Raw genomic sequence first — 13,368 nt, 5'->3', positions numbered from 1 at the left:
AGAGCTTTTGCTTTTTCAGCTTCTTTAGCTTTGTCTAAAGAATCTTTCTTAGCATCTACTTTTCCTTCTTTTTCTTCCATCCAGGCCTTGAATTTCTCTTCAGCCTGCTCTTCAGTCAAAGCTCCTTTTTTCACACCTACAGCAAGGTGTTTCTTAAGTAAAGCTCCTTTGTAAGAAAGGATAGCACGAGCGGTATCTGTTGGTTGAGCACCGTTTTGTAACCACTTAACCGCACCGTCTACATCTAATTCGATAGTTGCAGGGTTTGTGTTAGGGTTGTAGATTCCCAATTTGTCCAAAAATTTACCGTCTCTTTTAGCGCGGGTATCCGCAGCTACGATCCAGAAAAAAGGTTTTCCTTTTTTACCGTGTCTTTGTAATCTTATTTTTACTGGCATAAAAATTAAATTTTGGGGTTCGCGACCCCGGTTATTAATAAGTGGGCAAAGATACGACATTTTTCTAATTTTTAGGAGTTTGCGGTTTTAATTTATAGAGGCAAGGCCGGCCTTGAAAAGTGAGCGATATTCTGTGGCTTTTTGGTTTTATTTTAGTTAAAAAACTGACTGCTGTTAAAAGAGGTTAATTAGTGCTAAACCCTGTTAAATAGGTTGTTATCGCAATATTCACGTCTTATATTTACTCAAATAAAAATTGAAAAAAATATAAGCTATGAGTTATTCAAAAGATGTTTCCAAAAAACTTAATGAGTTGCTGGAAAAGAATTATGATGCTGAAAAAGGATACAAATTGGCAGCAGAGAAAGTAGAAAATCAACGTTTAAAACAATTCTTTACTTCTCGTGCGCAGGAGAGATATGATTTTGGACATCAGTTAAAATCAGAGATCAGTAATTTTGGTGAAACTCCTGAAGAAGGAACCAGTTTTGCTGCAGATGCACACAGATCATGGATGAATTTGAAAGCCAGTCTATCCGGTGATAAGGATGAAGCGGTTCTTGAAGAGGCAATTAGAGGAGAAAAAGCTGCAGTAGAAGATTATGAAGATATTTTGAAGGATGCTGAAATTCCGGCTTCTACGGCAAATATCCTAATGAAACAGAAAAATTCCATCGTGGCCGCTCTAAATGAAGTGAAAGCGCTTGAAAAACAGGCATAAAAATAATGTTTTAGTTTAGTCTTCCGGAATTAATTCCCCAATTAGGACTGAAGTTTAAAACTAGAGATGCGAACAATGTTTGATTGAAGTAGTAGTAGTTTTTAATGTTCGCATCAGACCTCACAGATCTTCTGAGTATTCAGAAATTTGTGAGGTTTTTTATTGGTTGATAATTCCTTAAAACAAAGTTTTAAATCAGGAATAAAGTTCCTTATTTTAGCCTGAATGGTTTAATTTTGCAAACCTTCAATTTTCTTCATTAAGGCATAAATAACTAAGGAATGTACCTCATTTTTGATACCGAAACCACCGGTCTTCCCAAGCGCTGGGACGCCCCGTTAACCGATTCTGATAACTGGCCTCGCTGTATACAGATCGCCTGGCAGTTACATGACGAGATGGGGAATCTCATCGAGAATCAGGATTATCTGGTGCAGCCGGATGGATTTGACATTCCTTATGATTCTGAACGAATCCACGGTATATCTACAGATCTTGCCAGAGAACAGGGTATTCCTTTAGATGAGGTGCTGGAGAAATTCAATGCGGCGCTTAAACGTTCCAAATTTGTAGTGGGTCAAAATGTTGGGTTTGACCTTAATATTATGGGTGCAGAATTCATCAGGAGAGATTTTGAGAATTCTTTACAGGAAATGCCTGTGCTGGACACCTGTACAGAGACTACTGCAGAACTTTGTAAAATTCCCGGAGGTAGAGGTGGAAAATTCAAATTACCAACACTTACCGAGCTTCACGAATTTTTATTTGATGAGGCCTTTGCTGAAGCGCATAATGCAACTGCCGATGTGGAAGCAACTACCCGTTGTTTTCTTGAATTAATTCGTCAAAGAATTTATACAGTTGAGCAGCTGGATGTAGCGCCCGATTATTTTGAGAATTTTTCAGCTAAAAATCCGCAACGAATTGAGCTGATAGGGTTGAAGCATATCAACCTTAAAAAGGCTTCAGATAAAATTAGAAAAAGGCTGGAAAAGCAGCAGCCTACAGATGATATATCTCATGAGGAGATCCAGGAGAATCTGGAGAAACTTGACGAAGTTCCTTTTGCCCATTTACATAATCACTCTCAGTTTTCAGTTTTACAATCAACTATTAGTATTCCAGATCTTGTTGCCGCTGCTGCTGAAGAGGATATGGGTGCGGTGGCCCTTACAGATCATGCTAATATGATGGGGGCATTCCACTTTGTAAAAGAAGTGGGAACCTATAATAAGAGTGTAAAAGAGCATAACGCAACCGCCGAGGAAAATGGGGAAGATCTCAAAAAGCCATTAAAGGCAATCCTGGGGTGTGAATTTTTTGTTTGTGAAAATCATCTGGATAAGAGTAGGAAGGACAACGGATATCAGGTGGTGCTTCTCGCAAAGAATAAAAAAGGTTATCATAATCTTGCAAAAATGTCTTCCAAAGCATATACAGATGGGTTCTATTATGTGCCTCGTATAGATAAGGAAGTCATTAAAGAATATAAAGAAGATATTATAGTGCTTACGGGTAACCTTTATGGTGAAGTGCCCAGTAAGATCCTGAATGTTGGAGAAAAGCAGGCGGAAGAAGCATTGCTTTGGTGGAAAGAACAGTTTGGGGATGATCTTTATATAGAGATCATGCGTCACAATCAGGAAGACGAGAACAGGGTGAATCCTGTGCTGGTTGAATTCTCTAAGAAACATGATGTAAAACTCGTTGCGACAAATAATACCTATTACTGGAAGCAGGAAGATGCTAATGCGCATGATATTTTGCTTTGTGTAAAAGACGGGGAGAAACAGGCTACGCCTATTGGTCGTGGTCGTGGATACAGATACGGACTGCCTAATGAGGAGTATTACTTCAAGAGCGGGAACGAAATGAAAAGTCTGTTCAAAGATCTGCCCGAAGCTATTAGTAATATCCAGGAAGTTGTAGATAAAATTGAGCCATATGAATTGGCCAGGGACGTACTGCTTCCAAAATTCGAAATTCCGGAAGAGTTTCAAAGTGAAGAAGATCTTGTAGATGGAGGAAAAAGAGGAGAGAATGCCTTTTTAAAACATATCACTTTTGAAGGTGCTAAAAGGCGATATCCTGAAATCACCCCTGATATTGAAGAGCGTCTTAATTTCGAACTTTCGGTAATTGAAAATACCGGATACCCGGGATACTTCCTTATTGTGGAAGATTTTATTAGAGCAGCCAGGGAAATGGGAGTTTCGGTTGGGCCGGGACGGGGTTCTGCAGCAGGTTCTGCAGTGGCCTATTGTCTTGGAATTACCAATATCGACCCCATCAAGTACGATCTGCTTTTTGAGAGATTTTTGAATCCGGATCGTGTGAGTATGCCCGATATTGATATTGACTTTGATGATGAAGGCCGAAGCCGGGTAATGGATTATGTGATCAAGAAATATGGCGCAAATCAGGTAGCGCAGATCATTACTTATGGTACCATGGCGGCAAAATCCTCTATTCGTGATACCGCTCGGGTGTTGGATCTGCCTTTAATGGAAGCCGACAGAATCTCCAAACTTATTCCGAATACAAAACTTGGAAAGTTGTTTGCCATGGATGAAAAAACCATCAGGTCTAAATTCCGTGGAGACGAGATCGAAAAAATTAATGAGCTACTAAACATTGCTGAAGGAGACGATCTTGAAGCTGAAACAGTGAACCAGGCCCGCATCCTGGAAGGTTCAGTTCGAAATACGGGAATCCATGCCTGCGGGGTGATCATTACTCCGGGTGATATTACCAATTATGTGCCGGTTTCGGTAGCCAAGGATTCCGATCTTTATGTGACCCAGTTCGATAACTCGGTTGTGGAAAGTGCAGGACTGCTGAAAATGGATTTCCTGGGATTAAAAACTCTGACCTTAATAAAGGACACGGTTAAAATTGTAAAAGGAAGACACGATATAGATCTGGATCCGGATAATTTTCCGCTGGATGATGAGGAAACCTATAAATTATTCCAGAGAGGAGAGACGATTGGGATATTTCAGTATGAATCTCCCGGGATGCAGAAGCACATGCAGGCTTTAAAACCAACGGTTTTTGATGACCTTATTGCCATGAACGCTTTATATCGTCCAGGCCCGATGGAGTATATTCCAAGTTTCATTGCCCGTAAGCATGGGGACGAAGAGATCTCTTATGACCTGCCGGAAATGAAAGAATATCTGGAAGAAACCTATGGGATCACGGTTTACCAGGAGCAGGTGATGCTTCTTTCACAGAAGCTCGCAGGATTTACCAAGGGTGAAGCCGATATGCTTCGTAAAGCCATGGGTAAGAAACTGGTGGCACTTTTGGCGCAATTGAAGCCTAAATTCATTGGTGGAGGAGAAGCTAAAGGGCATCCTTCTGAAGTGCTGGAAAAGATATGGAAAGACTGGGAGGCATTTGCTTCTTACGCTTTCAACAAATCTCACTCGACCTGTTACGCCTGGATCGCTTATCAAACGGCATATTTAAAAGCACATTATCCAGCTGAATATATGGCGGCGGTGCTTTCAAACAACATGAACGACATTAAGCAGGTTACTTTCTTTATGGAAGAATGTAAGCGCATGAAGTTGAATGTTCTTGGGCCGGATGTGAATGAATCTTACTATAAATTCTCGGTAAACAAGGAGAACGCGATCCGTTTTGGAATGGGAGCCATCAAAGGAGTAGGTTCCGGAGCTGTTGCGACCATTGTAGAGAATAGAAAAACAAAAGAAGGTCCATATCGATCCATTTTCGATATGGCCAAAAGAATAGATCTTCGAGCTGCCAATAAAAAGGCATTTGAGAACCTTGCTTTGGCGGGAGGTTTTGATGGTTTTGGAACTACCCACAGAGCGCAATATTTTCATGATGACGGGAACGGGATGAGTTTCCTGGAAAAGGTGGTGAAGTATGCGCAGAAGTTTCAGGAAAGTCAGAATTCCTCACAGGTAAGTCTTTTTGGGGAGGCCAGCGATGTGCAGATCCCGGAACCGGAAGTTCCGCCTTGTGAAGAATGGGGAACCATGGAAAAACTACGCCGCGAAAAAGAGGTGGTGGGGATATATATTTCCGGTCACCCTCTGGACGATTTCAAGATAGAAATGAACTATTTCTGTAACGGGAAATTATCAGATTTCAGAAATCTGGAGGCTATCGTGAACCGTGACCTTACTATTGGATGTGTGGTGGTAGAGGTGCAGCACAGGGTTTCGAAGAACGGAAAAGGCTGGGCGATCTTTACGGTTGAAGATTACGATGAATCCTATGAATTCAAAATTTTTGGAGAAGAATATTTAAGAATGAAGCATTTCTTTGTTCCTAATAACTTTATCCACATGAAGGTTTTTGTAAAAGAAGGCTGGACCAATAAGGACACAGGGAAAAAAGGAGAGCCAAGAATACAGTTTCGCGATATGAATCTTTTGCAGGATGTAATGGATAAAAATGCGAAAAAGCTCACCATTCAGCTAAATATTGATGATCTTAAAAATGAAAAGATCGAATGGCTTAGAGATACTTTTACTTCTCACAAAGGAGATTGTCATTTGAATTTCGTGGTGTATGAAATGAAGGAGCAGGTTAAACTAAGGATGCCGAGCAGGAAACACAAGATCAGGATCTCCCAAGAGTTGATCGAAGCATTGGAGAAAGAGCAGTTTATGTATAAGTTGAATTAACTTTATTTTGTCAAGCTGAAATTTTTCCAGCTTCTTTACAAACAGATCCTGAAACTCCCGAAGCATCGGGACAGGATTACGGTGAAGTTAATATGTGGGCCAGGGATTGAGGCAAGCTACCGTGTAGCGCCGAAAGCCCGGCCACCCGAAGCGGGAGCGGAGGGTGGGGACCCCGGATAAAACTAACCAATAAGCTCATAGTCAAATGCAATATTGCTTATGTAAGAATTATTTATTTTATTGACTACTTTTACGAATCAAATTAAAAACATAAAAAAAATAACATATTATGGCTGTTGAAATAACTGACGCGAATTTTGAAGAGCAGGTACTTAAAAGTGATAAACCTGTAATGGTAGATTTTTGGGCTGCATGGTGCGGACCTTGTAGAATGGTTGGACCAATCATTGACGAAATTAGTTCGGAATATGAAGGGAAAGCTGTTGTTGGGAAGCTTGATGTTGACGCTAACCAGGAATTCGCTGCAAAATACGGAGTAAGAAATATCCCGACTGTGCTTGTTTTCCAAAACGGAGAAGTTGTAGGACGTCAGGTTGGAGTTGCTCCAAAACAAACTTATGCAGATGCAATAGACCAGTTATTGTAATAACTGAATCTTTATAAATATAAGCCTCGCAATTTGCGGGGCTTTTTTTATTCCTAATGTTTAGGTACTTTCATAGTCCTGATGAATATAGAAAGAGAACTTCACGAAACCGGCGGATTTTTAAATCTTGACCTGCTTGCAAAACAAGTGGTGGAAGGCTATATTTCCGGGATACATAAGAGTCCGTTTCATGGTTTTTCTGCGGAATTTGCCGAACATAAGATCTATAATAATGGTGAGAGTACCCGGCATATTGACTGGAAGCTGTTTGCAAAGACAGATAAGCTGTATACACGGCGATATGAAGAGGAAACCAATTTAAGGTGTCACCTTATTCTGGATAATTCTGCTTCCATGCATTATCCGGCGATGAAAAGTCAGAGTCTGGACTCTCTTAATAAAATTGGATTTTCGGTACTGGCCTGTGCCTGCCTAATGGAGATCTTAAAGCGGCAGAGAGACGCGGTTGGCTTAAGTGTGTATAGTGATGAATTTGAATTTTACGCCCCGGAGAAGTCCAGTGAGCGGCATCATCATATGTTACTGAACAAGCTGGATGAGGTTTTAACCGATTCTTCCAAAAGAAAGAATACAGATACTTATACTTATTTACACCAGATCGCTGAAAAATTGAAGCGACGTTCGCTGATTTTCCTTTTTACAGATATGTTTCAGGCAGATGCTGAAGAAGGAAAATTGTTTGAAGCCTTACGGCATTTAAAATATAACAGGCATGAAGTGATCCTTTTTCATGTTATAGATGAAAAAAGGGAGCTGGATTTTAGTTTTGGGAACACTCCGCGCAGGTTTACCGATGTGGAAACAGGGGCTGAGGTGGATCTGTATTCTGAAAATATCCGCGAAAATTATAAAAAAGCGGTGGCGAAATACCTTGCAGATCTTAAAATGCAGTGTGCCAAATACCGGATTAAATATGTGGGGGCAAACATCAATGAAAATTTTGAAAAAATAATTACGGCCTATTTACTTGAAAAACAAAAGTTTGGATAGGTGGTGATTTTTTTCCTGAAAAAAACTTAAAAAAAGGTTTGGTGAATCTAAAAAGGGGCGTATATTTGCCCTCGCAATAACGCAACGGTCTGGTAGTTCAGTTGGTTAGAATACCTGCCTGTCACGCAGGGGGTCGCGAGTTCGAGTCTCGTCCAGACCGCAAAGTTGCAAAGAAGCTCTCCTACAATGGGGAGCTTTTTTTGGCGCTAAAGATTAGTTGTGTTGTTTGTTCCCTGAGAGGGGAATGTGTAGTTAGCCGAATTATAATCCTGTGTTGTGAGGATTTTGGCTAACCAATGAAAAGCTTTTTTCCACTTGGTGGAAGAAGGCTTTTTTGTTTTTGGGGTGTTTGGGTTTTTGGAAAGATAATTTTTTACTACTTTTCTCCCGGATGTCCTTTATATCAATAGAATTCGCCCTTTTCTTCCCTTTGGTTTTTCTGCTATACTGGCTATTGAAAGACCGTGACCTTCGTTGGCAAAACATTTTAATTCTTGCTTCCAGCTACTTTTTTTATGCCTGCTGGGATTACAGGTTTTTGTCATTAATCATTTTAAGCACCATTGTAGATTATCTTGTAGGACTTGGTTTAAGTTCTGCAAACCGGGATGGATCCAGAAAAGTGCTAATAAGTATAAGCATCCTGGTCAATCTCGGGATGTTAGGAGTTTTTAAATACTATAATTGGTTTGTAGATTCTTTCCATTCTATGGTCCCGGGTTTAAAACCCGTGCTGGGTTATGACAGCCTGGAGATTATACTTCCTGTCGGGATTAGTTTCTATACATTTCAAACCATGAGTTATACCATTGATGTATATAATGGTAAAATTAAACCGACAAAAAACCTTCTTGCATTTTCAGCATTCGTTAGTTTTTTCCCTCAGCTGGTAGCGGGTCCAATTGAGAGGGCTTCCAATCTTTTGCCACAATTCCTGACAAAACGTGAGTTAAGATACTCTTCCGGAGTGAGTGGCTTAAGACAAATTTTATGGGGTTTATTTAAGAAAATCGTGATTGCCGATAATTCAGCGCGATATGCTAACCTGATTTTTAATAATTCAGAACAGTATGAAGGAATGACTTTGGTTATGGGGACGTTCTTTTTCGCTTTTCAAATCTATGGGGATTTCTCCGGATATTCGGATATCGCTATAGGGACCTCCCGACTCCTTGGCTTTAAACTTCAGAAGAATTTCGCCTATCCTTATTTCTCACGGAATTTTAAAGAATTCTGGCAACGCTGGCATATTTCCCTGTCTACCTGGTTCCGGGATTATTTATACATACCAATAGGAGGAAATAAAGGTGGGGTGTACAGAACCTTAAGGAACATTTTTATAGTTTTTATCCTGAGTGGTTTGTGGCACGGTGCTAACTGGATTTTTTAATTTGGGGAGCTTTACATGCCTTGTTTTTGATTCCGTCTTATTTTATGAAGAGTAAAGCGGCTACCGCTTCTGTCATACCTCGAATTAAAGACTTATTTTCTATAGGGGTGACCTTTCTATTTACTGTTTTGGCCTGGATCTTTTTTAGGGCAGAAAATCTGGACCATGCATTAAATTATGTTTCCGGTATTTTTACCAATTCTCTTTTTGTAATTCCTCAAAATGTATTCGGGATAGAAGCTTTATATCTTATGATTGTGATTGCTGTATTTCTGGTTGTAGAGTGGATGGGTAGAGATAGGGAATTTGCCATTGCGAATCTGGAAAGATTACAGTTCAAGCCTTTACGCTTTGGGTTTTACTATTTAATTGTGTTGGCGATCATATGGTTTGGGGCTCGCGAAGAACCGTTTATATATTTTCAGTTTTAAAAAATGAAAAAGCTACTCTATAATTTTTTCGTTTTTATATCCATTTTGTTTTTGGTTATAATCACTTGTGTTCTTCTTACTCGATACAAATCAGATTTTCAACTTGACCAAAGCTATTCTTCCATAGTAGTAGGGCATTCACATTCTGAATGTTCTTTTAATGACGAATTGATTGCGGGTTTTTCCAATAAGTCAAATTCCGGTCAGTCTTATTTCTATAATTATTTTAAGCTTAAAGAAATTCTTAAAGATAATCCGCAACTTAAAACGGTTTTCATAGAATATTCGAATCTGGACATTGTGGAACAACGGGAAAACTGGGTGTGGGGAGAGGAAAAAATAGTAGAGTATTTTCCGGTCTATGCTTTTTATATGGATTCAGATTCTCATGAAATCCTATATCGTAATAATCCAAAGGATTATAAAGGATCATTAACAGCAATTCTAAAAAGGTCTCTGGTAACAGTAGCCAATGGGATGGATCTTACTGATAAAACCGGGGGTTATCAAAAATTACAGAAAAATCTTCCGCAAAATTTTGATCCAGATGAAATTTTTAAACCTGTTGATATTCCATCCATTCCGGTGGCAGAAGTAAATCTTGAGTATTTAAATAAAATGATTTTGCTGTGCCGAAGGTATGGTGTGGAAGTTGTTTTGGTAAGAAGCCCATTACATAAAAGCTATCAGGGTTTCAAAGCTGAAGAACTTTATAAAAAAGTAAGGCAGGAGCGATTTGGTAATGTGAAATATTTAGATTTTTCAAAGTTTCCAATAGCCGATGAAGGCTTTGCCGATCCTGAGCATTTAAATGCACAGGGAGCAGAAAAATTCTCCATTTGGTTTGATCAGCTTCTGCAGGATGGATTGTTAGCACAAGTTAATCCGCAAGATTTGATTAATGAAGAAATGGCTAAAATAAATGGCTTATTGACTAATTGAGCCCTTCAAATCGTTTTAAATCCTCCATAACTATCCTGGGGCATTATTCCAACGCTTAGGCTTGAAAATATCCGGTAAAACCCTAAATTCGGATTATAAAGTATTCGGATGGATTATATGTTGATCATTTTTTTTGCGAGTCTGTTGGTGTTGGGGTCCGGAGCCTTTTTCAAATGGCTGAAAAATGTATTTCTTACGGGGCCGCTAATCGCACTTGCCACTGGTGTTCTCCTTGGTCCTATAGGTTTGAATATTGTTAATCTTTCAGCTGAAGATCAATTTAAAATCATAAAAATTTCCTGTGAGTTTACCATAGCCATGGCTTTAATGGCTACCGCTCTTAGATTATCCGGTGGTTTTATTTGGAAGAATTTAGGGAGTCAGCTGTGGGTGCTGTTTCCGGGAATGCTGCTTATGTGTGGCCTTAGTACTCTTGTTTTTTACTGGTTTACCGGATCCCTGTCTCTTTCTGAAAGTTTACTCATTGGAGCGGTTATTACTCCAACAGATCCGGTAATTGCTTCTGCTTTGATTGCCGGAGACAAGGCTAAAAAATATATGCCTTTGAAATTGCGAAATACCATTTCATTTGAATCGGGAAGTAATGACGGATTGGCTTACCCTCTGGTACTGTTGAGCATTTATTTATTTCTTGACGGTTTTGAAGGTTTGCCAGTAAGCTCTTTCTTATTAAATGATATTCTCTATGCTACCGTTTTATGTGCAATTGCTGGCTATGTGGTAGGACTTATATTCGGTCGACTGATGCATTTTACCAACAAAAGAAATATCATGAATAAAAAATCCCTGCTTCCATTTTCTCTTGCTCTTTCCTTTTTTCTCTTATCGGGATTTAAAATATTAGGAATGAACGGGATTCTGGCGGTTTTCGCCGGCGGAATAGGTTTTACAAAACATCTTGATAAAAATGAAGACATGCAGGAAGAGAGGATTCAGGAATCTATGGAACGAATTTTTACCATTCCGGTTTTCTTCCTGTTGGGTATTATTTTACCATGGAAAGACTGGTTGGTAATGGGCTGGACAGCTGTAATGCTTATCGCCGGAATCCTCCTTTTTAGAAGACTACCCGCATTTTTACTACTTCAACCTGTTTTAAAAAATTATGGTTTTAAATTGAAGGATGGTTTGATCCTCGGATGGTTTGGACCCATCGGGGCGGCGGCATTGTATTATGCCCTTGAGGTAAAAGAGAAAACCGGTTTTGATGACATTTGGGTTTATACCGTTTTGATCGTTACCGGTTCCACTTTAATCCATGGAATCACAAGTCTGCCTTTTGAAAAAATATATGGCAAACAGGTAGAAGATCAAGAATAGAGATCTGATAATTTTTAAAGATTTAATTGAACTTCAGGAACGAAGTTTTATGCTTCACGAGGGGATTTTAATCTTTATACCAGATAAAATTCCCCTGATAATTCACTTTACTCCCTAACCATGAAATGTCTTTAATTCCGGGAATTGGTTGATCAACCATTTTCCTGCTAATCTCACATTTACCTAACAGATATTCATAGGCAAACGCAAAATCCTCCTTATGGATCATTCCCATGGGGTGAAGTAGGTCGTCTATAATTCTGTCGATTGAAGGTGGAGGCATCATCATTTCGCTTAAACAATAAAGCTTTCCGTTGGTAGACCCCCATAAATTGGCGGCCTCAGCAAATCTGGCCAGGCTTCCATATTTTTCATTTAAGCTTGCCACTCTTATAATGAGCGTTGAGAAACTTATTTTAAGGATTTCCCTATCCTCGTAATGCAAAAGTTCATTTGATTCTTCCATAATGGTATGTTTAGTTGATACCATTCAGAAAAGCTTATAAACAATGAAAAGGATAAGTTAACATTTTGTTTCCTTTTGCAAGGCTCATTGCTTTAGCACCGTTGCTTGTTATCGCTGGTTGCTACCTCATTAAAGAGGTTCTAAATGATGACACAAACATATGAAAATTTTTAATTCTGTTGAAAATATTGTCGTAAATCCAATTAAAAGAAGGGATTACGGTAAGAATATAATGCTAACCGTAATACGGGAAAATGTTATGGTTTAGGTTTGTGGGGTAAAACGTTGATAACATTTTCATCCTGAATGGTGCCTGTGTAGATTCTTCGCAAAACCCATCAGATATGAAAACCTTACTTTTATATTCTTCAATAATTCTAGCTGGTTTGGCCATCGTGAATTCCATTTATCTTTCTTTAGCCCATTGGAAGTTAAGGAAGATCATAACCACTTATATTCGACTGTTTTCAAAAAATCTTTAAGCTATTTTTCATAAAACTGAAAGCGCTTCAATATGTAAGCCAGCCCAAAAGTGGTGAGGAGTGAAAAGCTCCCGTATAAAATTGCCATTAAACTTATATTTTGATTTTGAAGAAGCTGGTTGCCAATATAAAGTGCAAGCACGCTATTTTGAAGCCCCATTTCTATAGCAATGGTGTAGGCAGACCTGTGCCTTAGCTGAAGACTTTTTGCTGTTATGAATCCGGCAATCATTGTAAGTATATTCAGTAGGAAGAGTGGTAATAATAATGGCACATATTTTAAATAATGAATGTTTTGTTCTGAATCGTCCAGGGATATCACTGCAAATACTGCGACTAAGAGAAGCAATGGTAAAAGAATTCGTAGCGGTTTGTGTAATTTTTGTTGCTGAGAATCGGTGAGAAAACCACCTATAATTATCCCAATTAGTACGGGTAGCAGAACGGTTAACAGAATTTCCCTTGCCGTTTCCCAAAATCCAAGATCTAAACTCTGGGTGCCGTTGCTAAACAGAAAATAGCTCAATTCTACAATTACTGGGATGGTAAATAATATAAGGAAACTATTAAAAGCTGTGAGCGATACAGATAGTGCGATTCTTCCGCCCAGCATTTTGGTGACCAGGTTGGAGGCCGTGCCCCCGGGACAGGCGGCAAGTAACATAACGCCAACTTTATAAATATTCTCCATGGGCCAGTAGTAAATAAGCGCCAGGGCGATACCGGGAAGCAGAAATAGCTGGCAGCCTAAGCCAATAAGTATGGCTTTTGGTTTGGTAAATACCCTTATAAAATCTCTGAATTTTAATTCCAGACCAATACCCAGCATGATAAGGGTAATAGTAGCGGGCATTAAAATGTTTTGAATGTTATCCAAAGCTGTATCGGGATTTTAAAATACCCATTGGTATT

9 protein-coding genes, 1 tRNA gene, 1 pseudogene and 1 riboswitch are annotated in these 13,368 nt (G+C 39.2%); of the genes and pseudogenes, 8 read left to right on the top strand and 3 right to left on the bottom strand.

Annotation, left to right across the window (positions count from 1 at the left end; genetic code table 11):
- A partial coding sequence (locus ACNKXV_RS04185; protein ID WP_417906445.1) for a 30S ribosomal protein S16 occupies positions 1-398 on the bottom strand: 398 nt, incomplete at its 3' end.
- Between the two features lie 274 nt (positions 399-672).
- Here ACNKXV_RS04185 and ACNKXV_RS04180 point away from each other — a divergent pair.
- The 8 genes and pseudogenes from ACNKXV_RS04180 (at position 673) to ACNKXV_RS04145 (ending at position 11,508) form a co-directional block, all read left to right on the top strand.
- Complete coding sequence (locus ACNKXV_RS04180; protein WP_417906444.1) at positions 673-1,119, top strand: ferritin-like domain-containing protein; 447 nt, start codon at positions 673-675, stop codon at positions 1,117-1,119.
- Positions 1,120-1,400: 281 nt separating this feature from the next.
- Complete coding sequence (gene dnaE / locus ACNKXV_RS04175; RefSeq protein ID WP_417906443.1) at positions 1,401-5,786, top strand: DNA polymerase III subunit alpha; 4,386 nt, start codon at positions 1,401-1,403, stop codon at positions 5,784-5,786.
- A gap of 289 nt (positions 5,787-6,075) precedes the next feature.
- On the top strand, positions 6,076-6,393 hold the full coding sequence (trxA, locus tag ACNKXV_RS04170) for a thioredoxin (protein WP_143409930.1): 318 nt from the start codon (positions 6,076-6,078) through the stop codon (positions 6,391-6,393).
- A gap of 81 nt (positions 6,394-6,474) precedes the next feature.
- Positions 6,475-7,404 carry a DUF58 domain-containing protein gene (locus ACNKXV_RS04165; RefSeq protein ID WP_417906442.1) on the top strand — a complete coding sequence of 310 codons (930 nt, stop codon included), beginning with the start codon at positions 6,475-6,477 and terminating at the stop codon, positions 7,402-7,404.
- Between the two features lie 86 nt (positions 7,405-7,490).
- Positions 7,491-7,564 (top strand) — tRNA-Asp (locus ACNKXV_RS04160).
- Positions 7,565-7,753: 189 nt separating this feature from the next.
- A pseudogene (locus tag ACNKXV_RS04155) lies at positions 7,754-9,225 on the top strand (MBOAT family O-acyltransferase).
- Between the two features lie 3 nt (positions 9,226-9,228).
- Positions 9,229-10,167 carry a hypothetical protein gene (locus tag ACNKXV_RS04150; RefSeq protein WP_417906441.1) on the top strand — a complete coding sequence of 313 codons (939 nt, stop codon included), beginning with the start codon at positions 9,229-9,231 and terminating at the stop codon, positions 10,165-10,167.
- A 108-nt stretch (positions 10,168-10,275) separates the two neighbouring features.
- On the top strand, positions 10,276-11,508 hold the full coding sequence (locus ACNKXV_RS04145) for a cation:proton antiporter (RefSeq protein ID WP_417906440.1): 1,233 nt from the start codon (positions 10,276-10,278) through the stop codon (positions 11,506-11,508).
- Between the two features lie 67 nt (positions 11,509-11,575).
- On the opposite strand, the gene ACNKXV_RS04140 is transcribed toward ACNKXV_RS04145, so the two are convergent.
- Both ACNKXV_RS04140 and ACNKXV_RS04135 read right to left on the bottom strand, forming a co-directional pair.
- Complete coding sequence (locus tag ACNKXV_RS04140; RefSeq protein WP_417906439.1) at positions 11,576-11,974, bottom strand: hypothetical protein; 399 nt, start codon at positions 11,972-11,974, stop codon at positions 11,576-11,578.
- A 55-nt stretch (positions 11,975-12,029) separates the two neighbouring features.
- A riboswitch (SAM-I-IV-variant riboswitch) is annotated at positions 12,030-12,127 on the bottom strand.
- A gap of 330 nt (positions 12,128-12,457) precedes the next feature.
- A complete protein-coding gene (locus tag ACNKXV_RS04135) occupies positions 12,458-13,309 on the bottom strand; it encodes a bile acid:sodium symporter family protein (protein WP_417906438.1) in 852 nt (283 codons plus the stop codon).
- Between the last annotated feature and the right edge of the window lie 59 nt (positions 13,310-13,368).

The organism is Christiangramia aquimixticola (assembly GCF_048285835.1).
Taxonomy (GTDB): Bacteria; Bacteroidota; Bacteroidia; order Flavobacteriales; family Flavobacteriaceae; genus Christiangramia; species Christiangramia aquimixticola.
Note: the sequence above shows the minus strand (reverse complement) of the source record. Positions and strands in the feature narration are given on the sequence as shown.